The sequence below is a fragment of the Actinokineospora diospyrosa genome (assembly GCF_024171925.1).
GTDB lineage: Bacteria > Actinomycetota > Actinomycetes > Mycobacteriales > Pseudonocardiaceae > Actinokineospora > Actinokineospora diospyrosa.
The window spans coordinates 381,415-404,648 of sequence record NZ_JAMTCO010000004.1 but is presented as its reverse complement, the minus strand read 5'-3'; the positions used below and the strand labels follow the sequence as shown (position 1 = coordinate 404,648).

15 protein-coding genes are annotated in these 23,234 nt (G+C 70.2%); 8 read left to right on the top strand and 7 right to left on the bottom strand.

Features of this window, described 5'->3' with window-relative positions; genetic code table 11:
* Window position 1: 1 nt before the first annotated feature.
* A complete protein-coding gene (locus tag LV75_RS08925) occupies window positions 2-2,812 on the top strand; it encodes a tetratricopeptide repeat protein (RefSeq protein ID WP_253886328.1) in 2,811 nt (936 codons plus the stop codon).
* A gap of 49 nt (window positions 2,813-2,861) precedes the next feature.
* Window positions 2,862-4,337 carry a radical SAM/SPASM domain-containing protein gene (locus tag LV75_RS08920; protein WP_253886327.1) on the top strand — a complete coding sequence of 492 codons (1,476 nt, stop codon included), beginning with the start codon at window positions 2,862-2,864 and terminating at the stop codon, window positions 4,335-4,337.
* On the opposite strand, the gene LV75_RS08915 is transcribed toward LV75_RS08920, so the two are convergent.
* Both LV75_RS08915 and LV75_RS08910 read right to left on the bottom strand, forming a co-directional pair.
* Window positions 4,334-4,891 (bottom strand): TIGR03086 family metal-binding protein, encoded by a 558-nt coding sequence (locus LV75_RS08915; protein WP_253886326.1) that lies wholly within the window; start codon window positions 4,889-4,891, stop codon window positions 4,334-4,336. The genes LV75_RS08920 and LV75_RS08915 overlap by 4 nt on opposite strands.
* An 8-nt stretch (window positions 4,892-4,899) precedes the next feature.
* The gene (locus LV75_RS08910; protein WP_253886325.1) at window positions 4,900-5,670 is read right to left on the bottom strand and encodes a MerR family transcriptional regulator; all 771 of its coding nucleotides are present in this window, start codon (window positions 5,668-5,670) and stop codon (window positions 4,900-4,902) included.
* A 1,013-nt stretch (window positions 5,671-6,683) separates the two neighbouring features.
* On the opposite strand from LV75_RS08910, the gene LV75_RS08905 reads away from it, so the two are divergent.
* Entirely contained in the window at window positions 6,684-9,365 is a 2,682-nt protein-coding gene (locus LV75_RS08905) for a TIR domain-containing protein (RefSeq protein ID WP_253886324.1), read from the top strand.
* Window positions 9,366-9,513: 148 nt separating this feature from the next.
* A complete protein-coding gene (locus tag LV75_RS08900) occupies window positions 9,514-10,473 on the top strand; it encodes a hypothetical protein (protein ID WP_253886323.1) in 960 nt (319 codons plus the stop codon).
* Between the two features lie 5 nt (window positions 10,474-10,478).
* Here LV75_RS08900 and LV75_RS34805 read toward each other — a convergent pair whose 3' ends face one another.
* Together LV75_RS34805 and LV75_RS08885 are read right to left on the bottom strand one after the other, a co-directional pair.
* Complete coding sequence (locus LV75_RS34805; RefSeq protein WP_301318856.1) at window positions 10,479-12,668, bottom strand: ATP-binding cassette domain-containing protein; 2,190 nt, start codon at window positions 12,666-12,668, stop codon at window positions 10,479-10,481.
* A 4-nt stretch (window positions 12,669-12,672) separates the two neighbouring features.
* On the bottom strand, window positions 12,673-14,508 hold the full coding sequence (locus LV75_RS08885; RefSeq protein WP_253886322.1) for a serine/threonine-protein kinase: 1,836 nt from the start codon (window positions 14,506-14,508) through the stop codon (window positions 12,673-12,675).
* 229 nt (window positions 14,509-14,737) lie between these two features.
* Here LV75_RS08885 and LV75_RS08880 point away from each other — a divergent pair, with 229 nt between their 5' ends.
* A complete protein-coding gene (locus LV75_RS08880; RefSeq protein WP_253886321.1) occupies window positions 14,738-17,467 on the top strand; it encodes a tetratricopeptide repeat protein in 2,730 nt (909 codons plus the stop codon).
* A gap of 90 nt (window positions 17,468-17,557) precedes the next feature.
* Window positions 17,558-18,448, top strand: a complete 891-nt coding sequence (locus LV75_RS08875) for a hypothetical protein (RefSeq protein WP_253886320.1) — start codon at window positions 17,558-17,560, stop codon at window positions 18,446-18,448.
* Between the two features lie 322 nt (window positions 18,449-18,770).
* On the opposite strand, the gene LV75_RS08870 is transcribed toward LV75_RS08875, so the two are convergent.
* Window positions 18,771-19,709, bottom strand: coding sequence for an NYN domain-containing protein (locus LV75_RS08870; RefSeq protein WP_253886319.1), 939 nt, complete (start codon window positions 19,707-19,709; stop codon window positions 18,771-18,773).
* Between the two features lie 111 nt (window positions 19,710-19,820).
* The gene (locus LV75_RS08865) at window positions 19,821-20,507 is read right to left on the bottom strand and encodes a nitroreductase family protein (RefSeq protein ID WP_253886318.1); all 687 of its coding nucleotides are present in this window, start codon (window positions 20,505-20,507) and stop codon (window positions 19,821-19,823) included.
* Window positions 20,508-20,581: 74 nt separating this feature from the next.
* Between LV75_RS08865 and LV75_RS08860 the strand changes: the two genes are divergently transcribed.
* Window positions 20,582-21,688, top strand: coding sequence for a hypothetical protein (locus tag LV75_RS08860; protein WP_253886317.1), 1,107 nt, complete (start codon window positions 20,582-20,584; stop codon window positions 21,686-21,688).
* A gap of 32 nt (window positions 21,689-21,720) precedes the next feature.
* Here LV75_RS08860 and LV75_RS08855 read toward each other — a convergent pair whose 3' ends face one another.
* The gene (locus LV75_RS08855) at window positions 21,721-22,695 is read right to left on the bottom strand and encodes a helix-turn-helix transcriptional regulator (protein WP_253886316.1); all 975 of its coding nucleotides are present in this window, start codon (window positions 22,693-22,695) and stop codon (window positions 21,721-21,723) included.
* Window positions 22,696-22,794: 99 nt separating this feature from the next.
* On the opposite strand from LV75_RS08855, the gene LV75_RS08850 reads away from it, so the two are divergent.
* Window positions 22,795-23,190 carry a RidA family protein gene (locus LV75_RS08850; RefSeq protein ID WP_253886436.1) on the top strand — a complete coding sequence of 132 codons (396 nt, stop codon included), beginning with the start codon at window positions 22,795-22,797 and terminating at the stop codon, window positions 23,188-23,190.
* The last annotated feature ends 44 nt before the right edge of the window (window positions 23,191-23,234 follow it).

Genomic DNA, 23,234 nt, shown 5'->3' with positions numbered 1-23,234 from the left:
CATGTCGATGCCCGAGTCCCACTACGTGCCGCGCGCCGCCGAGGGCCTGCTGCTCGCCGAGATCGATCAGGTGCGCGACACCGGGCAGAGCAAGGTGGTCCTGCTCTACGGCCCGGGAGGTGTCGGCAAGACCAGGATGTTGCGCGCGCTCGCGGCGGCCGGGACGCGGGGAGCCACCACCTGGTTGGAGCCGTTGGACGTCGACGACTCCGAGTACTGGGCGCTGGAGAACGTGCAGCGGCGGGTGGCCGAGGGGCTCGACCCCGACGGGATCCACTTCGGGGACTTTCTGCGCTACCTCACCAGCGCCGCCGCGACCCCGGGCGGCGGGGAGAGCGCCTTGGCCGTGCAGACCAGGACCCGCGCCGAGTTCCGCCGGTGCTACGAGAGTTTCCGCGACCGCACCGGCGCCACGGTCGTCATCCCGCTCGACACCGTCGAGGTCATCCGCGACTCGTACCTGCTCACCACCCTGGTGGCCTGGATGGCCGAGCTCCCGGCCACGGTGTTCGTGCTCTCCGGCAGGCCCGCGGACGGCGCGGACACCATCGCCGAGCAGGTGAGCACCGCGGCGGGCGAGCTGACGACCGCCGTGCTGGACCTGGGCGGCTTCACCGAGCAGGAGGGGCGGCTGTTCCTCAGCGACAGCGAGATCGGCCGCCGCCTGCCCGCGGACCTGGTGACCGCGCTCGTGTCGCTGACCGAGGGCCACCCGCTCTGGCTCGAACTCGCCGTCGACTACCTGCGCGGCAACAGCCCACCACCGGAGACCGCGGTCGCGCCGCCGCACCACGAGTACCAGCGCGAGTCCTTCCGCCGCACGCTGATCACCCCCTTCCGCGGCAAGGGCTTCTGGTCCGAGGCGATCAAGCGGCTCGCCGTGGTCCGCCACAGCGTCGACCAGCGGGTTTGGCAGGCGATCATGGCCGACCGGCCGCTGCCCGACGACGCGCCGGACTGGCCGCGCGCCTGGGCGGCGCTGCGGTCGCGGCCCTGGATCCGGTTGCGCGCCAACGGCCAGGACGTCACCCTGCACGACGCGCTGGCCGAGGAGCTCATCCGCAGGCTGATCCCGTTGCACGACCACGACACCTCCTGGCGTCGCACGCTGTGGGCGGCCGCGGCCACCGCGTTCGCCGTGGAGGAGAGGAGCTACGACGACGTCGTCAACGCCATCGACGCCACGCTCGTGGACGACGACCCGCAAGAGCGGGGCAGCGTCAAGACCCAGCAGTTGGCCAGGCTCGATGTCTACAAGCGACGGTTCGACCGGCAGCGCGCGGCCCGGTTGCACTACCTGCTGCTGTCGGACTTCGAGCGCGGGGCCGAGCAGGTCGCCACCGAGTTCCGCGCCGCCGCCGCGCGCGACGACCTGCGCTACATGCAACTCGTGCACCACGAGATCCGCCGGTTCCTGCCCGCAGGCGACCAGCGACCCACCTTCGACGCGATCGGCGTTGTGGTCCAGCGGTTCCGCCTGTGGCTCACCGGCAGACCCGAGAGCTGGCTGGACATCGCGCTGAACGTCGCGCGGTACTTGGTCCAGACCTCGCAAGCGAGGCCCGCCGTGGCCCTGCTCGACGGCCTACCGGCGGTCGACGACCCCGAGTTGGCCTACCAGGTGGCCAGGGAGCAGGGCAACGCCTGGATGCGGTTGCCCGGTGAGATCGTCGTCGCCGACCGGCACTTCCACGCGGCGCTGGGGCACGCGCAGTCCTGTGCCCAACCTCGCCGGGAGCGGCTCACCGCCCAGGCGCGCAAGGAACTCGGCTTCTTCGCCCGCAACATCGGCCGCTGGGACGAAGCCGACGAGCACTACGGCTACGCGTCGGCGGCGATCAAGCGGGCGGGCGCCGAGTCGGAGGTGCTCGGTGAGCAGGCGTCAATCTCGACGAACTGGGCGTACCTGAAGGCGCTACGCGGGGACTACGCGGAGGCCGACGGCCTGGTCAGCGAGGCGTTGCGGGTGCGCAAGACCCTGGGCAGCCCGCTGGGCATCGCCATCTCGCACAGCACCGCGGGCGAGGTGTGCCGCTACGGCCAGCGGTTCGACGAGGCCTGGGGCCACTACCTGCACGCGGAACTGCTGCTGGTGGGGATGGACAACCAGCCGTGGCTCGGGCAGATCTACCAGGAGCAGGCGATCTGCCTCCTGCAGGCCGCGCGCGAGGGGACCGACCTGGAGGAGGACCCGCTCGAGCGGGCCAAGGAACTCATCGACCAAGCGCTGGAGATCTGCCGCGAGCGGGCCATCCGGTGGTACCCGTCGGCGCTCAACCGGGCGGGCCGCATCCACTCGGGTGACGACGCGGACCTCGGGCTGCGGTACCTGCGCGAGGCGATCTGGAAGGCCGAGGCGATCGCCGACGGCTGGTTCCAGTCGGCCAGCCTCATCGAGTTCCTCGAACTCAACTACGCCACCTGGGAGAACACCCACGACGAGGTCTACCGCACGACCATCACCCAGTGGGCGCCGAAGGTCCTCAGCACGATGGAGCAGTTCGAGTTCGCCGACCTGCGCCCCCGCTGGGAGCTGATCAACGCCCACCTCGCGGTGCACGACGCCCTGGGACAGCGCCAGGTGAGCGGGCTGGACGACGTGGCTCGGACCTACGCCCGCGCCCTGCTCACCTTGAACCGCAACCGGGTCGGCTCGCACGGGGCCGCCGCGCTCGACAGCGAGTTCGACCGGTTCGGCGAACTGTTCGCGCGGCTGCCCGCGCCGGTGCGCGGCCAGTGGTACGAGCTCCTGCACGCCGAGTGGGCGGTCCCGGCCCGGCGGCTGGTGGAGCGCCTTGACCGGTTGCGCTGACCCGAACCCCGAGATGGCCGCGAAGCCCGCGCTGTGAAAGGCTCCTGTGATGACGTCGACGGACCGGCGCGTGGTCGTACTGTCCACAAGGGATATCCCGGGCGACCGGGAGCACGTGGTGCACAACTGCGAGGACTGCGCCTGCCCGGTCAGCGGCGAGCGCACCGCGCGCGACCTGCCCGCGCTGGTGGCCGACCCGCTCGTGCGCGCCGGTGACGTGGTCGAGGTCCCGCTCGACCAGGAGCACTTCGCGCTGTTCAGCCCGAACGGCGACGGGGGAGTCGTGGTGCTCGACACCGCGGGCCGCGCCCTGCTCGACACCTTCGCCGACCCCACCCCCGCCTCGGCCGTGGTGGCGGGCTCACCCGCGCTCGAACGGGCGATCCAGACCCTCGTCGGGTTCGACGTGCTGCACCCGGTCGGGAAGCCGCCCACGCCGCGGTTCGAGTCGAGCACCGAGTTGACCGCGTGGCTGCACGTGACCAACAAGTGCAACCTGCGCTGCCCCTATTGCTACGTGCACAAGTCCGACGACTCCATGGACGCCGACGTCGCGAAGGACTCGGTCAACGCCCTGGTCGCTTCCGCGCAACGGCACGGGTTCCGGTCTCTGCGGCTGAAGTACGCCGGTGGCGAGGCGAGCATGAACGCCGCGGTCCTGCTGCACCTGCACGACCACGCGCTGGCGCTGTGCCGGGAAGCCGGGTTGGGGCTGTCCGCGGTGCTGCTGAGCAACGGGGTCGCGCTCAACGGCGCGCTCGTGTCCGCGCTGCGCACCCGCGACATCCGGGTGATGATCTCGCTCGACGGCCTGGGCGAGACGCACGACGCGCAACGCCCGACCGTGGCCGGGAAGCCTTCCGCCGCACTGGTCCTGCGCACGATCGACCGGTTGCTCGCCGCGGGGATCTCCCCGCACCTGTCCATCACGGTCACCAGCCGCAACATCGACGGCATCGCCGACGTCGTGCGCATGGCGGTGCGCCGCGACCTCACGTTCAGCGTCAACTTCTTCCGCGACAACGACTGCTCTGCCTCCTTCGACGACCTCCAGTACGAGGAACAGGCCATGGTGGACGGTCTGGACCGCACCTTCGCGGTCATCGAGGAACTCCTGCCCCGGCGCAGCGTGCTCGGCTCGGTGCTCGACCGGGGTCAGCTGGTCGCACCCCGCAGGCGGGCCTGCGGGGTGGGCGACGACTACGTGGTGATCGACCAGAACGGCGGGATCGCCCAGTGCCACATGGAGATCGCCCGCGTCGTGGGCGACGTCCGCACCGACGACCCGGTGTCGGCCATCAGGTCCGGCACCGGGGTGCGCAACCTCCTGGTCGACACCAAGTCCGGCTGCCGCGACTGCACCTGGCGGCACTGGTGCTCCAGCGGCTGCTCGGCGGCCACCTTCCGCGCGACCGGCCGCTGGGACGTCCAGTCGCCCAATTGCGGGATCTACCGGGCGATCTACCCGCGGGCGGTCCGCTTGGAGGGCTTGCGGATCCTGCGCTACGCCACCACCGCGGACTAGGGGCGGCGGCCGGAGAGGTCCAGCAGGCGGTCCTGCGGTGAGCTGTTCTCGTCCAGCGCACCGCTTGGGCCGGAGCCGAACATCCCAAGCCCACCGATGACCGGCGCCAACCCCCGCATGCCCTCCCAGGTCTGCTCAACGAGTCCCGCGTCGAGCCGCTCGTCGACGCCGAGGGCCCGAGCCAGGTCCCAGGCGTGCACCAGGTACTCCGCGACTCGGAAGCTGACGGCCTGGTGGCCGGGAACAGGACCCATCGGGTGCGGCACAACCCGCTCCAACACCCCGTCCACCGCAGCGGCCCGATCAAGCGCTTCACCCGCTGCGGCAAACACAACCACCGGGTCGTCGTCGCCGATCCAGTCCGCCCCGAGTGCTTGAACCGCGGCCTCTGTGGTGCCACCTTCCAACAGGACGACGGTCATCTGGTCCCCACCAATGACGTGGTTGACCAAGTCGCGGACAGTCCAATCAGGACACGGGGTGGCGGCCCCGAAAACATCGGGCGTGACATGGACAAGTCGACGCCGGAACTCGTCGCGGGGAGCGTGCAGCACAGGATCTCCTATTCGGGGATACGGGAAAGCGGCCAACAAACCTCAGTACGCCTGTCTTCAACGCCAAGCTCGGGGTCGAAATAGATCTCCCGCAACGGCCCCGCCACAGCCAACCCACGCGCCGCGACATGCGCCCCCAGCGGCCCGTAGGTCTCGTCCAAGTCCTCATACCGCCCCCGGTGCACCGCCACAGCCACCATGGCCCCCGGGATGACCAAGGTCGCCGGAACCGCGCTGACCGGCCGGAAGGCGGTGACCTCACCCGCCCCCTCGGTGAACAGCTCCTCGGGGAACAACGCCCCCAACGGCCCCGTCCCATCATCGGGCAACGCCGCGAACGCCTCCTCGCAGAACCGACCGACCTCGATCCGCTGCACCCACCTGGTGAGCCCGACCGCGGGCAGGTCAGGAATCACCCGGTACTGGACCCCCACCGCGCTCGCTGACCCCTCCAGCAACCGCCGAAGCCCCGCGATGGCCACCCGGGTCCGCTCAAGCTCCCCCTCGAGGTGGTCGAGATGAGCCAACAAGACCCGATCCCGGTCATCAGTCCCCGCCGCCCCCAACACCGCCTTGATATCGGCGAGCGGCATATCCAACTCCCGCAACCGACGTATCGTCCGAGCAGGCGTGACCTGCTCCGAGTCATACATCCGCAGCCCGGTATGCGGATCAACCCGCCGAGGCTCAAGCAACCCCAACCGGTGATAGTGCCGCAACGCCTTGACGGTCAGGTGCGTCATCTTGGCGAACTCGCCGATGGGAATCGTGCCGGGCATGGGTTGAGCATCCACGCTCCCCTAAGGGGAGCCGCAACCCCCTCTTTCCTTCCACTCTGCGTAGTCACCCAGCGCCCCTCAGCTGCCCTCAACACCCCCTGATACGGGAATACCCGCCCCCTTGGACACTCGAACGCTGTTGGGTGCCAGCCCAGCTTCTGTCAGGACCAGCCCCACAACCCGGTTCCTGGCCCCTCTGTTGCCACCCCACCCCCCGTCAGCTCCGCCCCTACCCACCTCCCAGCCCGAGGACACTCGACCGCCGCTGTCACCCCAGCTGTCGTCAGGTCCGCCTCAGCCCACAGTGCCAGCCCCTGGACACTCGGAAGATCCGGTGCCATCCCAGCCCGCCCTCGTCGGCCCTGCCAGCCCGGCCCCGCGCTCCTCGGAGTCGCCGGTGCCAGCCCGCCCTCCGTCAGGTCCACCCCAGCCCACCTGCTCAGCCCCTGGACACTCGGACCCTGCGGTGCCAACCTGCGCCCCGTCAGGTCCGCCCCAGCCCACCTGCTCAGCGCGTGGACAGTCGGAGTCGCTGGTGCCAGGCCGGCTCGATGGGGCGGACTTGTTTTGCGTGGGGGGACGGCACCCGTAGCGTCGGTAGCGGACAGGGCCATGCTTTTCGGCCCCTGCTTTGCGGTCCTGCCACGGGTGTCGTAGGGGCCCCACGCAAAACAAGTTCGCCCCATCGAGCTCTTCGCATTGTCGCGGATCTGCACCGATGGCGAAGCCGAGGCGGTTACCGGAGCCGAAGGCGGAGGCCCGAATCCCTTGCCCCGCACTCCCAACCCCGGCCTACGCCAAGATCAACCTGATCGAAAGCCCCCAAATACACAGCTTACCGAGACGCACCGACAACCGGGACCGGCAACCAGCACCCTGTGGACAACCGAACCCGTTGTGGAAAAACACCCTCCGCAAGATCAACTACCCCAAGAGCCCCCAATACACAGCCTACCGCCGCACACCGACAATCCAGCAGCAGCGACCACAGCCTGTGGACAACAGAAGACGTTGTGGACAACCCCGCAAAGATGTCGCAGAACTGTCCTCCTCCCGTCGTTCCCCCACCCCCACTCCACCCCCCATCATCCCCCCATGCGGGCCCCACCATCTTCCTCAGCTACACCTGGTCCGACCAACCCCACATAGCCCGCATAGACCGCGCCCTCCGCCGCATCCCCACCATCCGCGTCTTCCGCGACACCGACACGGCCAGGTTCGATCGCATCACCTCCACCCTGGCCGCTGAAGTCGACAATGCCTCGCTCTTCGTTGTCTTCTACTCCCGCCGCTACCCAACCCGGTATGCGTGCCAATGGGAGTTGACCCGCGCATTCCTGGCGGCGAGCGCCCACGGCAACCCCATGCGCCAGATTCTCGTCATCAACCCCGAACCCGATGAGCACCACATCGCCCCCGTCGAGCTCACCGATGCCGTCTACTACGACTGGCACCGCGATCCAGACCCGCGCAAAGTAGCCGACCTCGTCGCCAAAACCGCAGTAGGGCCCATCGGCAGTCTCGCGGCCAAAGACCTCGACCCGGAAGTCCTCAAGCCCAGGCGCTTCGTGGGTCGATATCAAGACATGTGGACAGTCCACAGTGCACTCCACGGTGGCAAGCTCGCAGCGGTGGTCAAGCCATACGCCCACTCCGTCGCCGTCCTGAAAGCGCCGACGGGCATGGGCAAGAGCTCCACGGCTCGCCACTACGCCTTCCTTTTCCGGGACGCGTACCCCGGCGGTGTCCTGTGGCTGCACATGGATGGCAGTGGGCTGCGCCTCGCGGGCAAGGACGTGCTGACCCACTTCGCTGAGCAGTTGCGGGCGGCGACGCGGTTTGGGGAGCGGTTGGCGGGGTTGTCGCCGGAGCGGGTTGTGCGGGTTGTTGGGGATCTGCTCACCGAGGACGTGCTCGTCGTGGTTGACGATGTCCCGCCCGGGTTGGAGCCGGAGGTCTTGGACCAGCTCGTCGTCCCCTCGCCGCGCGCCCACACGATCATCACCGCGCGCTCCATCACCGCCCGCTGGCCCGTCACCCAGGTCGAACTCGGTGGCCTGGGCGACGAGGAAGCCGAGGAGCTGTTGCGTGTCCACTGGCACGACCTCGACGACCGCGAGCGGGCCGCGGTTCACGTCTTGGTCCAGCGCTGCGGTGGACACCCGGCGACCCTGGCGATCGCCGTGGCCAGGCTCGCCGCGGCCAAGGGGACCGGGGCGATCGAGCGGTTCGACCGGGAGTTGGCGGCGATCGCGCGCGACGGTGTCGACCTGCACGCCGCGCAGATCGACGCCCAGTCCGCGGTCGCGCGGCTGGTCCTCGGGTTCACCGCCGCCCTCGCCGACGCGCCGTTCACCGGTGGGCTCGCCCGCCTCGCCGCGCGCACAGTCGCGGCCTCCCTGCGGACCGACCCCCCGTCCCCGCACCTTCTCCTGCACGCTCGTGTCCTGGCGGGAAACGGCGCCGTACCAAGAGATGAAGCGCTGGAACTCCTCCGGCTCACCGCGGCGAGGCACGAGGACCTCGGTGACGCGCCCTCCGCCCGCGACGCCATCGAGCAGGCGATCCGGCTCGCCGGGCCGCTGTGCCCGACGGGTGACCTGCTCACCGCCGCCCGCCTCGCCGTCGCCGCGCACGACCGCACCGCGATCGACCACGCCACCCTGGCCGTCGACCGCGCCGCCGCGTCAGGTGATCGCGAAACCGAGTACCGCGCCAGGTTCCTGGCCGCCACCGCGCACGACCAGGCAGGCGACTACCACGCCGCCGATGCCGTACTGCCGGCCGAGATTCCGGGGTGGCTGCCCGAAACCGAGCGCCAGAGCGCCCTGGTGGCGCGGTCGGCGGCCCTGCGGCGGCGCGGCGACTTCCGGCGGGCCCTGGCCGTGATCACCGAGGTGTACCCCGGTATCCGCCGCGAACACCCCGGCGGTGCGCACCGGGGGCCGTGGCCCGCCGCGACCGTCGAGCTCGCCGCGGCACTCGTGCTCGCCGGTGCGGTTGAACGGGCACGCGATCTCACCCGTTCGGTCATAGAGCTGTTCGCCGAGGTCGGTCTACCCGAGCACAGCGTCGCCAAGGATGCCGAGGCGACCGACGCCGACGCCGAGATCGCGATCGGGTTCGCCGACCGCAACTGGACCGACGAGCGGTGGCGCGTGGCGACCGACCGCCTCGGCGCGCTCGCCGCGCGCTCGGGCGAGTGGTTCGGACCAGACAACCCGAGGACCCTCGACCTGCGCGTGCGGCGTGCCCAAGCCCTCGTCGCGAGCAAGCGGTCGCGTGAAGCGCTGGACTTGCTGTCCCCGCTGGACACCCGCTTGCTCGCCGTCCTCGGCGCCGACCACCCGCTGCGCCTGCGCGCCCGCTCGATCGCGGGGGCGGCCCGGGTCGCGGTGGCTGACTGGGAGCGTGCCCGCGAGATCCTCGCCGACGTCCTGCCCCGCCAGGTGGCCGTCCTCGGTGCGGCCCACGTGGACGCGATCTCGACCCGCTTCGAACTCGGCGTCGCGACCTTCGGCTGTGGACGCTCCACGGAGGCGTCAGTACTCACCGACCACGCGGCGCGCCTGCAACGGGACAACTACGGGGCGACCACCGAGCGCGCGCTGGAGATGACCGTCCTCGGCACGATCCTCCCGATCACACCGCGGTTCCTCCTACCCGGCCTCCTGCGCCACCGCAGACCCCGCTGACGCCGCGCGCGTTGCGGCGGTCGGGTGAACCCGGCCGCCACGGCGCAACACGCCCGCGTGGGTGAGCGAACAGGTATCGCGAGCGCGCCAAGATGGCTCGCGCGGGGCACCGCTGCCTCCCCGGTCGGTGTCCGCGGAAAGGACCCGCATGACGATCACCCCCGAGGACCTCGTCACCGACCTCAAACCGCTGCGCCAACGCCGGGGCCTGGGCAGCCCGCACGTCGCGCGGCAGATCACCGCCCAGGTCCGCGAGGTCTTCGGCCTCGACGGCGACGGCGCCAGGATGGTGACCGTACTGGCCGAACGGCTGCGCGAGTTGGCCGAACCGTTACCCCACGACCTGCGCCAGGCCGTTCTCATCGCGTACGCCCTCACCCCGCACAGCAGACTGCCCACGCTGACCGACCGGATCGGACTGATCGCGGGCGAGCTCGAGCGCGACAGCCGCACCGCGGTGCGCCGCATCGACGACGGCCTGCTGCTGATCGCCCAGGCCGCGCTCGCCGTCAGGTACCGGCTGCCCGACCCGCCGCCCGCCGAGACCCCGCCGTGGCGCACCACGACGCTGTCGAGCACGGTCGTGCTCGACCAGAACACCCCGGAGGTGTACGAGCGGTGGCGGGTCCTGGTCACCGGCGAACCGCTCGCGGCCATCGACCTGGAGTTCTCCGTGCCGGTCGGCGACGACGTCGGCGGGCTCTCCCCGGACAACCCCGCCGTCGACGTCCTCTACGGCGGGACGCTGACCACCCACCTGCGGCATTCCCGCTCCCGCCTCGGCTACCAGCTGATCCTGCCGCGCGAACTCGACTCGGGCACCGAGCACGAGTACCTGCTGCGCTACACCTTCGCCGACCGCGCCACGATGTCGCCGTTCTACCTGTGCACGCCGCGCTACCCGTGCGCGCGCTTCGACCTGCGGGTCCGCTTCGGCCTGGACAACCCGCCGGTCAAGGTGTGGCGGATCGACGGCGTCCTGCCGACCGAGGTGGACGACCACACCGCGCCGCGCGAACCGCTCGACCTCGACCCGGTCGGCGAGGCGCACCTGGGCTTCACCAACCTCAAGACCCGGCTGTCCTTCGGCGCGGCCTGGACACCGTGACCGGCTCACCGCGAACCCGGACCTGACCGTGCCAACCGCCGCGCGAGCGACAGCAGGAACACCGCCGCGAGCGCGACCAGCACGCCGCCCGAGAGCAGCCACCACGGCGCGCTGTGGCGCCACAACGGGTCGTCCTGCGCGCCGGGGAACCCCGCGAGGTCCACTGTGGACGAACCGGCGGCGTAGCCCCACCTGCTGGGGGCCAACCAGGACACCTCCGCCAACACCGGTCGCCCGGTCACCGGGATCATCCCGCCGCACAACACCAACTGCGCCATCACGACCACCACCAGCACCGGCATCGCCTGCTCGGCCGAGCGCACCAGGCTCGACAGGAACAGCGCCGCCGCGCACGAGGTGAACCCGGTCAGCAACGCCGCGACCGCCAACTCCAGCGCCGGGCTCACCAACAGCACGGCTGATTCCGGCGCGGGCTTGGCCAACACCGTCCCGCCCACCAACAACGTCGCCTGCACCGCGCACACCACGGCGAACACGACGGCCTTGGCCACAACATAGGCCAGCACGGGCAATCCGGCCGCGCGCTCCCTGCGGAAGATCGCCCGCTCCGCGACGATCTCCCGGATGCCGCACGCCCCACCGGTGAACGCCGCGCCCACGAACAGCAACACCAGCAGTTGACCCGCTTCCCCCGGGTCGTCGGGATCCGGTGGGCCGAACCCACCCAACCCGGGCACCGCCAACGCCAGAACCGCCAGCACCAGCGGCATGCACAGCAGGAACGCCGCGTACGCCCGGTCCGCGGCGATCAGCGCGGCGTGCCGCAGCACCAGCGTCCTGGCCTGCGCCCGCCACGAGCGCACCGCGGGCGCCGGGCCCGACCCGCCCGCGCCACCCGGGCGCCGGGCGAGCGCCGCCCGCACCGGTTCCGGCGCGCTGTGGCGCGAGGCCTCCTCGAAGATCTCGGCCCAGTCCGCGGTGCCGAAGCGGATCCGCAGCTCAGCCGGTGGACCCAGGAAGATCGGCACACCGCCCGGTGCCGCCAGGATGAGGATCCGGTCGCACCAGGCCAGGTTGTCCGTGCTGTGCGTGACCACGACCACCGACCGGCCCCGGTCGGCGATGGAGCGCAGCGTGCTCATGATCTGCCGGTCCAGGTTCGGGTCCAGCCCGGAGGTGGGCTCGTCGAGCACCAGCAGCGGGGGAGAGGTCAGCAGCTCCATCGCGATGGACACCCGCTTGCGCTGTCCGCCGGACATGTCCTTGACCCGGGTATCCGCGTGCTCCAGCAGATCCACTTGGGACAAGGCACCGTCCACAGCGGCTCGTCGCTCCGCTCGCCCGGTGTCGGCGGGCAACCGCAGGGCGGCGGTGTACGAGAGCGCCGCGCGGGCCGAGAGCGAGGTGTGCAGGACGTCGTCCTGCGGGACGGTGCCGATCAACGTGCGCACGGCGCCGTGGCCGCACACGTCGGTGCCGTCGTAGGTCACCTGACCCGTGCTGGGCGCGAGGTCGCCGGTCATCACCTTGAGCAGGGTCGACTTGCCCGAGCCGGAGGGCCCGACGACCGCGACGAACTCGCCGGGTGCGATGTCGAGCGACACCCCCGACAGCAGGTTCCTGCCGTCGGGCAGCGCGAGGGTCACGTCGTCGACCACCAGGTGGTGCGCCGACCGCGGCACCCGGCTCAACCCGTGCTCGGCGACCACGATCTCGCTGGAGCCGAGGGTCAGCGTGTCGCCGACCCGCGCCAGCGTGTCCCCGGTGATCGCCGTGCCGTTGAGCAGCGTCGGGTTGCGCCCGCCCAGGTCGGTGACCAGCCAGTCGTCCCCGCTGCGCCGCGCCGCCGCGTGCCTGCGTGAGACCATCGGGTCGACGAGCACGATGTCGTTGTCCGGCGCGCGCCCGATCCGCACCTCACCACCCGGACCCGGCGCCCGCCCGCCGACGCGCAGCACCACCTCCACGGCGTCGGCCAGGCGCACCACCGCCTCGTCGGCGACGGTGAACCGGGACACCCGCGCCCCGCGCAGGCTCGTGCCGCCCGCGGAGGAGCTGTCGCGCACCACCCACCCGCCGTCGTACTCGGCGCGCAGGTGCTCCCGGGACACCGCCGGGTCGTCCACGACCACGTCGCAGGTCGGCGCTCGACCGATGCGCACCACCACCCCCGGCGCGAACGCCCAGCGGCGCGCGCCGGAGGTGACCACCAGGTCCAGATCGGACGGTGCCATCGGCTCAGCCGGTGGTGGTCGTGGTGGGGCTGGAACTCCCGTTCGGCGTCGTGCTCGGCCGCGGCGGCAACCCGGAGACGGGCACCTCGCTGGCCAGGCCGAGCAGCTTCGCCTCGCCGAGGACGAGGGAGTTCCGGCCACAGGTCTTCGTGGTGCTGGTGACGATCCACTGGAACTTCAGCCGCAGCACGTTGGTCAGGTCCAGTTCAAGCGGTACGACCTTGCCGAACTCGATCCGCACGCTGGTCAGCTGCCGCCCGTCGGCGAACACCTCCAGTTGCAGGGTGAAATCGGTGACCTCGGAGTCGTCGGACAGCCCAACCGTCGCCAACCCGCGCCGGAAACCCTTGGACAGGTTGTACTCGGCGGTCCGCGTCTCCCGTGTGCAATAGGAGTCCCCGCCGTAGCTCAGCGAGTGCAGGTACTGCTTGCCGTCCATCGCCGCAGGGCCCTTTTGCGACCACCCGCCCGCGGTCGTGGGGAGTTCGTCGAAGTAGACGGTGACCGCGGGGCGGGCGACGATCAGTTTGGCCTTGCCGTCCACCTTCTCCCCGGCGGCGGGCTCTTGACCCAGCACCGTGCCATCGGCCTTCTTGTCGTCGATCTGGTCGACGATCTCGACCTCCATCGACTGCGGGAGCTTGTCGCGCGCCTCACCCAGCTTCAGCCCGACCAGGTCCGGCATGGACTCCAGCCGGATCTCGGGTCGGGTGGTCCGCTGGGCGGTGGTCGTGGTCTTCCCGCTGCGCGTCGTCGTCTCGGTGTTCTCCTCGGAGCTGCCCCCGGTTTGCACACCGGCCGGGCTTGCTGAGTTCTCCCGGGTGGCGAGCGCCCACCCCCCGCCCGCGGCCACGGCGAGCAGCGCGGCCGCGAGGGCGATGAGCGGCAAGCGCTTGCGCTTCTTGCGCGCGACAGGCGGGGTGACCGGTCCGGGCATGCGCAGCACCGTCTCGTTCGTGTTGCCCTGCCCCATGGGCACCCCGGCGGGCGGTGCCTGCAGCCGCGGCGCGACCGGGATCTGCGCCTGCCAGAAGCGTTGTGCCAGGCTGCCGAGTGCCGCGCTGACCTGCGCCGCCGACCGCGGCCGCGCCGCGGGGTTCTTCTGCAGCAGGCCCCAGATCACCTCCCACAGCTCGTCCGGGATGCCGTCCGGGCGGCCGGGCAGCTTCTCCGCGTGGCTGCGCAACACCTGCAGCACCGTCTCGCCGTGGAAGGGCGTGACACCGCAACACATCTCGTAGAGCGTGATCCCGAGCGAGTACAGGTCGGCCGCCGGGGTCACCGACTGGCCGTCGGCGACCTCGGGGGCGACGTACTGCGGTGTGCCCGCCATCAGCGTGCTGCGCCCGACCCGCGACCCCTCGGCCATCTTCGCGATCCCGAAGTCGGTCAGCCTGGGCGTGCGGATGGGCGCCGCGTCGTCCATGAGCACGTTCTCCGGCTTGACATCGCGGTGCACGATGCCCGCCTGGTGCACCTCGTGCAGCGCGTTGGCGATCCCCGAACCGATGCGGGCCACCTCCGCGGGCAGGATCGGCCCCGTCGCGGTCAGCTGCTCGCGCAGCGTCCCACCGGACACCAGGTCCATCACGATCGCCGCGGTGCTGCCCTCGATCACCAGGTCGTGCACGGCGACCAGGTTCTCCCCGCGCAGCGTGACCAGGATGGACCGCTCCTGGTGGAACCGGGCGACGAAGTCCTTGTCGTCCACCAGATCACCGCGCAGCAGCTTGAACGCGTACTGGTTTCCCTCGTGGTCAGCCCCCCGGTAGACCTGTCCCATGGCGCCGGAACCGAGGAGCTCTCCCAGCGTGTACTGGCTCCCCAACGCTCGTACCATCGTTGTCCCTCACATCCTCAGCCGCGCGGCCGCCCACCCGCAGACGCGTCATGCCGCCCTCCCCGGAGCGGATCGCTCAATCGCAGCACCCGGGTACGAGGTGCGTACAGGACAACTACCGGAAGAAAGGAGGACAAAAGGCGGAGTCCGCCTGGGTGCGGAATCTTTCTCCCTCAAGGATTCCTACCAAGGCAAGCCTTCCACAGTCCGGTCGGGCTAGATTCCTGGCATGGACTGCCGCCACGACGTCTTCCTGTCCTACAGCGGTGCCGACCGCGAGCGCGTGCTGCTGCTGCACCGCGCCCTCCGCGTCGCGGGCTTGGAGGTCTTCCTCGACAAGCGCGACATCCGCCGCGCGCACAGCATCACCACAGAGATCATGGACGGCCTGCGGACGTCGAAGACCTTGCTCGCCTACTTCTCGAACTCCTTCGCCCACCGGTCGGCCTGCCAGTTCGAACTCCACCACACCTACCTGTCCGCGTTGCGCGCCAACGAGGTCGAGCGGCGCATCCTGGTGATCAACCCGGAGGACCCGGCGACCGGGCACCTCAAGCCGCTGCACGTGCGGGCCCACCGGTACTGGAACACCTGGACGTCGGACCGCGAACTCGCCGAGCTGGTGGCGCAGGTGAAGGCGGCCGTAGGCCTTGTCAGCACCCCCTTCCCGGGACTGGACTTCACCGAGCCGGTGACACCGCGCGAGAGTACGCCGACCGTGTCGACCGCCAACTTCGTTGGTAGGTATGACGATCGTTGGCGCCTGCACAGCGCGCTGCACCGCGGTGAGGAGCCGCTGGTGGAACGCGCCAGCGGCCCGCCGGTCGCCGCGGTGAGCGGGATGACGGGGATGGGCAAGAGCGCACTGGTGCGTTCCTACGGCCGCGACTTCGGCTTCCTCTATCCAGGAGGTGTCTACTGGGTATCCCTTGCCGGGGCCGGTGTCGACGAAGTCCGGTACCGGCACACCTCGGAGTTGGTGGCGCTGGACTCGTCCATTGTGGATCAGTCGAGGTCCGGCGTGCTCGCGTGGTGGAGGGAACGGCTCGTCGAGCCCGCGTTGTGGGTGGTCGACGACGTGCCGGGTGACCTCGATGAGGACCTGTTGGCTGAGCTCGTCCTGCCCGGTCCGCGTGTGCACACCGTTCTCATTGGTAGGCATGAGTTCCCGCAGGGATTCGCTGAGCAGGTCCGGGTGCTCGGGTTGGACGCCGAGGAGGGGCAAGCGCTGTTCGCCGCGTACCAGCCGTATGCGGAAGAGGAGACCGCCGCTGTTGCCGAGCTGGTCGCCAGGCTCGGCGGACACCCGTACGCCATCCTGCTCGCGGCACAGGGCGCTCGTGGGCGGGAAGGGTTGTGGGAACTGCGGGATCGGGTCGGCGAGTTGACCTCTGACGCTGCTGTGCTCGATGTGGCGCTGCATGCGGTGCGGCAGGCGATTGTGGGGATCGAGGGTCCACGGCGGGTAGTCCTGGCCCTTGCCGTGATCTGCGCGTCGACACCGCTACCCGCACGGCTGATCGACGAGGTGCTCGCCGTCTTGGCTCCTGGAGTGAGTACCCACGCTCTGCTCGCCGAGATGAACAAGGCTCACTTGGTGGAGCGGGCAGGCGCTGCTTGGCAGGTCCACCATCTCGTGCGTACCGCTGCCAGGCACGACACCGACCCGGGCGCGATGCTATCGACGGCCGCGGTGGCCGCGCACAAGCTGCTCCAACTCGCCGAAGACGACGTACCCGGTCTCATCGAGCATGCCGTCGCATTGCTCGACCACATCAGGGGCTCCGCCTACGCCGAACCCCTGAACGTCCTTGCGGTCAACCACTACGAGTCTCACGGCGCGCCGGCGATGGCGGCCCCGCTGCACGAGAACCTGGCCGAGTTGCACTCGCAGGATCCACGGCATTTGTTGCGTGCCGCCCAAGCGCGAAGGGCCGCGGGGCAGCTGGACGAGGCATCGGCGCATGTCGACCGCCTGGACGCGATGGAACTGGATCCCCAGACACGGCTGCTGGTCGAATCCGTTCGCGCGCAGGTACTCGACGACCTCGGGTCCCACGGTGCGGCGGAGACCTGCTGGCGAGCGATCCTCGCAGGCGAACTGCACACGTTGAGCGTCGCGGAACAGGTTCAGATCCGCACCGCGCGGATCCACAACGTCCGCATGCTCGGGCACCTGCGGCAGGCACGGGATCTGGCCCGCGATCTCGTGGCCTTGCCCGCCCCGTTCGAGCTCCTGGTCCCGGCACACCTGGAGCTCGCTTGGCTGGAGGCCGACATCGGCGACCGCGCGGCCGCACGGGACATCGCCCGTCGGGTCGTGGACTTCTACCGGGAGCGGGCCATGCCCGAGCACCAGAACGCCATCGACGCGGCCATCCTGCTGCACGCCGCCCAGTTGAAGATCTTCATCCTGCAGTCGATCCCGGACCGCGACACCCAGGTCGCTGCCGAGGTCGAGCTCCGTGACCAGTTGGCCGCCGCTCGCCACCAATACGGCCCGGAGAACCCGAGAACACTAGCGCTCGCGGTGACCCACATGGAGGTATTGATTGCCTTGGGGGAGTCGACAGTGTTGTTGGAGCGCTACACGAGCCTGCCCGCCCGACTCGCTCGGCGCTTGGGCGCCACCCACCGGCTTTACTTGCGTTCGCTGTTCCTCATCGGGCAGGCGCACAACCAACTTGGCGACCGTTCCGCCGCCGGGCCGCACTTCACCGGTGCCTATGGCAGGCAGCTCGCGACACTGGGGCCGAACCACCCGTTCACGCTGGAGACCAGCTACGAACTCGGCATGCTGGAGTGGCACGGTGGAAATGCTCCGCGGGCCCGCGAAATCTTCCGAACCGTCATGGCGGGTGCCGACCGGGAGATCGGCCGCGCCAACGACATCTACGGCAAGGCATTTTTCGCGATTCCCCTGACTTTCGCCCCCAGCGGGCTGTTGCGTTTTTTCTGACCGCGTAGAAGTAGAGCACTTCTGGCCCGGCCTGGGGCGTGGCGCTAACGGATGGCATCCAGCAGGCGACTCACCGGCTGAGGTGATCGCATGTCGAAGCCGTTCCTCTCGACTGAGGGCAAGAAGCGGTTGTTTCGCCTGCTGTCCGTGTACGCGACCGCGTTCGGGGCTTGTGCGGCGCTGCAACAGTTCTTCGAACCGTTCACCGAGAACGGGGTGTGGGCGCTGATCACCGCGAGCGCCGGAACCGTGGTGATCGGCATCATGATCCTGGCTTATGTCCTGTTCCGGGAGCACAGCGGGCGCCGCACGGCCTTGTCGGTGTTGGTGCAGGCGGTGCTGGTCGTGGTGGGGGCGTTCGGCGGAGTCCTCGTCGGTGCGTTGCTGCGAGCACCCGTCACCCCACCCGCGGACGGCGCGTCGGGCGGCACCACCACAACGATCACCACCACCACGACCGCGGCGGCCGTCACCACCACATCCGCGAGTCCGACTTCCGGGTCGGGGAGTGCCTTGCCCGAGCCGACCACCGCCGCGCGCACGGACGCCCCGCTGCCGGCCACGACCAAGCCCGAGGTGACCACCCCGCCCGCGTCAACCACACGGCCCCCGCCCCCGCCGCCCTCGTTCGGCATCAGCACCCCGAGCCCAGTCACCTTCTGCACAGACATTGACGGTTGGGGCGACCCTCCCGCGGAAGGCCGAGCCGTGATCCTCGTCCGACAGGTGAAGAGCACCAACGTCTTCTACGAACAACCCATCGACTTCCACGGCGACGGCACCTGGACGGCGAAGGAGGTCCACGTCGGCGACCTGGGCCAGGAAAACGACTTCATGCTCACTGCCCAAGCCATGACCCAAGCGGACGTCGATTGGTACAAGCAGCACTACACCAACTCACAGAGCCCGGTGTCCACAGTCTACGGACGGCCATTGGCCGCCAAGGAAGTCCACCGCTCCAACCAAACCAGCCCCTGCTGACCAGCACCACTGTGCCCACCGTCGAGCGCAAGCCCCGAAGCGGCCCCGCGCGAGTTGACGCGCGGAGCCGTTTCCCGAAGCCGCACAACCGATCCCGGTTAGTGCGCCCTCAGTGCTGCATCCGCCACATCACCAGTAGGCACCGTCGTAAGAGAGATCATCACCCTCGAGTTTCCCAACACAAGGATGTCCACTCACCGATCGTCCTCCCACTTGCTCAACACCGCACCCTCTGGGTCAGCGGACTCCGCGGTCATCGAACCCCATCAACCCGGTGACTCGGACCCACACCGCGGCCCTGGAAGGGAACCATCGAGCTCGGCTACGGCTGGTTGAACTGGTCGACCTCGGCCCAGAAGCGGGCGCGGAGTTGGTAGCGGATCGGGTCGCTGAGGTCCTGTAGACCCGAGGCGTCGGACAGGTCGCGGAGCAGGGCGCGGTCGACCTCGCGGGGGATGGAGGGGCGGGCGGTCTCCAGCTCGGCGAGTTCCTCCTTGCTCCGGCCGCTCGACCAGGAGGTCAGGACGTGGCGGGCGACGCTGTCGATGGTCTCGGTGAGGTCCGCGGGGAAGGCCAGGGCGGTGGTGCTGGAGTACACGAGTCCGGTCGGCGGTGCGGGCTCGGTGCGGGTCGGCGTGGGGCGGGGTCGGTTCGCCAGCAGGGCGGGCGAGGGGACCGGTGCCTGCGCGGTCGCGCCGACGGCGGGGGTCGGTGCGTGTCGCCGGGTGATCGCGCTGTCGAGGTCGTCGGCGGCGAGCAGTTCCAGGTCGTCCGCGGCGGCGTGCAGGTGGTGGCTGACGCCGTGCGGGGCGCCGGTCCGGCCGGGGACCGCGAGGATGATCACCTGCAGGCCGTGCGCCTGCGCCTCCTCCACGGCCTCGGTGAGGTCGTCGTCGCCGGACACGAGGTAGGCCGAGTCGATGGCCGCGTTGCGCGCGTGCGCCACCAGGTCCAGCCCGATGCGCAGGTCGACGCCCTTCTGCTCGCCGTCGAACCCGATCCGCCCCAGCCGCAGCTTGACCCGCGACAGCAGGCCGATCTTGCGCTGGGTGGCGTCCGGCACGCCGTTCTCCGCCGCGTCGTACCAGTGCACCCGCAGCAGGGGCAGGCCCGACCGCTCCTCGGCGTGGGCGATCAACGCCGCCACCAGCCGCTCGTGGTCGGCGCTGATCCCGCCCCGCAGGGAGGTCCCGGTCGCGCGCGTGGCGGCGGCCGCCAGCAGGTACCCGGCGTCGACATACACAGCGCAGCGCGGCGTCACCGAGCCTCAACTCCTCAGCTGTCACGAACGCGCGCGCGAGTGCGCCACGACAGCCCCCAAGATAGTCCGATCGACACCGCCGTGTCCTGCGCGGCGCACCGCGCCGGTGGTTCAGACCTCGACGATCACCTGGTCCAGGTCCTTGCGGACCAGGTCGGGCACCACGGCATCCGCTGCGGGGTAACCGATCGGGATGACCGCGAACGCCTTCTCGTTGCGCGGCCTGCCCAGCACCTCCGACAGGAACCGCATCGGGCTCGGCGTGTGCGTCAACGCCGCCAACCCGGACAGGTGCAGCGCGGTGAGCAGCATCCCCACGGCGATACCGACCGACTCGCCCACGTAGTAGTGCTTGTGCTGCTCCTCCCCGTCCAGGAAGTAGCGCTGCTCGAAGACCACCAAGAGGTACGGCGCGTCCGTGATGTGCGGCTTGTGCATGTCCGTGCCCAACGGCAGCAACGCCGACAGCCACTCCTCGCCCAACCGGCCGTCGTAGGAGACCCGCTCCTCCTCTTCGGCTGCCTCCCGGATCCGCGCCCGCACCTCGGGATCGCGCACCAGCACGAACGTCCAGGGCTGCTGGTGCGCTCCGGACGGCGCCGTGGCCGCGACCGCGATCGCGTCGAGCACCAGCTGCTCGGGAACCGCCTCGTCCGAGAACGCCCGGACCGTCCGGCGCTCCTGCATCCGGGCCCGGAGATCCGCCGCGACCCGCAGGGACTCCTCGACCGGGATCCGTGCCGGGCGGTAGGGGACCGGCGTGTACGGCCTGCTGTGGATGGGAGACCAGGTAGCCATGGCCCGATCGTAACCACGCCGGTGCCCGATAGCACCAGCCCGAAATTGTCAGACCTGACTGGCAGGCTGGGCCGGTGCCAGTTCTGTTCGAGGGTGACCTGCACGTTCACTACGGGCAGTTCTACGTGGAGAGCCAGCCGGGACTCAACATCACCGGGCAGGTGCGCGGCGGGCAGGTCAACGGGCTGTGCGGCGCAGCTGAGCCCGGCACCCTGTTCCTCATCACGGGGCTGCACACCGGCGAGGTCCACCTCACCGTCGAGCTCCACGACGAGCAGGTGCCGGTCACCGACGAGTGGGAGGAGGTCGTCGAGGTCTCCTTCCGGCCCGAGACCGAGTCGGTGCACCTCGTGCAATGGGCGGGGGAGGCGAGTTGGCCGCTGCCCTTGCCCCAGGTCGACTACCGGGTGCGCTACTGCGCGAGCGGGATGGACGCGGCGAGCGACCAGGACAGCCGGTTGGACGACGAACCGCGGTTCGACCGGTACCTCCTGCAGTTCTGGCCCGGGCCACCCGCCCCGGACGTGGTCGTGCGAGAGACCAGCGAGAGTGCGGCCTACTGGAACGCCCACGCCAAGACCCTCCCGCCGCCGCCAACCCCGCAAGAGCGGGCCGAGGCGGAACTACGGGAACGACTCGCCCGCGAGCAAGCGACCAAGGACGCGGTACACGCCGCCGAGGTGCGGCGGTGGGGTGGCAGGTTACCGAGCGAGCGGGTCCGCGCGGTCAACGGCAGCCTGACCATGGTGCAGTTGGACAGCGATCTCGTGGCCGCGATCGAGGACCTCGACGCGGACACCCAGCGCGCCCTCGGCCGCTGGTCGGCCCGCCGGGCCTGCGTCGCGGCACACCTGGCCGAGGTCGACTGGGTCGCGCGGGCACTCACCGCGCTCGACCACGACCTGCCGCTGCCGCAACCGTTCGACGACCACAACGCCGCGTTCGACCTCCTGATCGCCGACCCCAACGCGCCGCACACCACTACCACCTCGCTCGACGGTCAACGCGACAACCTCTCCCAGCAACACATGGCGCTGCCCGCGGTGTGGTCGGCGGCCGCGTCGGATCCACTGGCGGCCGGGCTCGAATCCTTATTCCACGCCATGGTCGCTTACGGCGCGGACTACCCCGCGCTCTTGGCCGAGGTCCGCCAGGAGTTCCCGCGGCTGCGGACCGCGTGAGCTCTCTGTTGGGGTGTAAGGACTTCGTTGTCCTAAGTCGAGGTTGCGTACCTGGCGGCGATCTCGGCGGCCCGGTCGTGCAGCGCGGCGCGCAACCAGTCCGGCGCCAACACCTCCGCGCTCGTGGCGAGTTGCCACATCGCCCACACCGCGTGCCGGGAGTCTTGGAAGGTCACGTCCAACCGCGACCAGCCATCCGGGTCGGTGACCTCGGACCGGACGCCCAGCGCGGTGCCCACCAGGTCCTCCCGCCGCGCCGGGTGCACCCGCACGAGCACGCTGACCTGGTCGCCGCCCTCCCGGAACCGCGTGCTGCGCTCCTGCCAGGCCTGGTCGAGGTCGACGTGGTCCGGTCGCTGCGCGGGTTCGTCGAGTTCCTCGGCGGCTAGGACCCGGGACAGGCGGTAGGTGCGGTCCGCGCCTTCCCGCGTCGCCAGCAGGTAGCCCTGTTCCCGCACCGTGACCAGGCCGATCGGGTCCACCGTGCGCCACTCGGGCGGCTGGTTGGCGGCCGCGTACCGGATGCGCAGCCTGTGCCCGGCGAACACCGCCCGCCGGATCTCGGCCACCACGCTGTCGGGAACCTCCTCGGGGACCACCCGGCGGGCGAGGAGATCGGTGCCCGGGTCGATGAGCAACCGCTGGACCGCGCCCGCCGCGCTCGTCCGGTACCCCTCCGGCAGCGCGTCGACCACCTTGCGCATGGCTGAGGCGAGCGCCCCACCCAGTCCGAACGCCTGCGCGCCGCGCCGCGACCCGGCGACCACCAGCGCCAGCGCCTCGTCGTGGTTGAGCCCGGTGAGCTCGGTCTGGAACCCCGGCAGCAGGGCGAACCCGCCGTGCCTGCCGCGCTCGGCGTAGACCGGGACCCCCGCCGCGGACAGCGCCTCGATGTCGCGCAGGACGGTGCGGGTGGACACCTCCAGCTCGCGGGCCAGGGCCGTCGCGGACAGCCGACCGTGCCTGCGCAGCAGGAGGACCAGCGAGACCAGGCGGTCGGCGCGCATCCGACAACTCTACGGGAATACCTGACACAAGGTGTCGTGATTGGCCGCCAGGCTCTTGCCCGAACGGTGTACACGAATCCAAATGGAGTGAACGTGGCGATGCAGAGAACGGCGATCAACCCGGTGACGTGGTCATCGGAAATGGGCTTCAACCAGGGCGAGGTCGTCTCCGGACACACCCGGACCCTCTACATCTCCGGCCAGACCGCCACCAACCCGCACGGCGCCCCCCAACACGACGGCGACCTAGCGGCCCAGCTGACCCTGAGCCTCGCCAACCTGGAGTCCGTCCTCACCGAAGCGGACATGACCCTCACCAACCTCATCCGCCTCACCATCTACACCACCGACGTGGACCAACTCCTCCGCCACTACGGCCTCCTCGCGGCCCATCTAGCCGCCGCCAAGTCCGCACCCCCCACCACCCTCCTAGGCGTAACCCGCCTAGCCCTCCCCACCCTCCAAATCGAACTAGAAGCCACCGCCGTCGCTTAGTAGCTCCATCCCGGCTATCCAGTGCACCTTGTGGACCCGCTGAC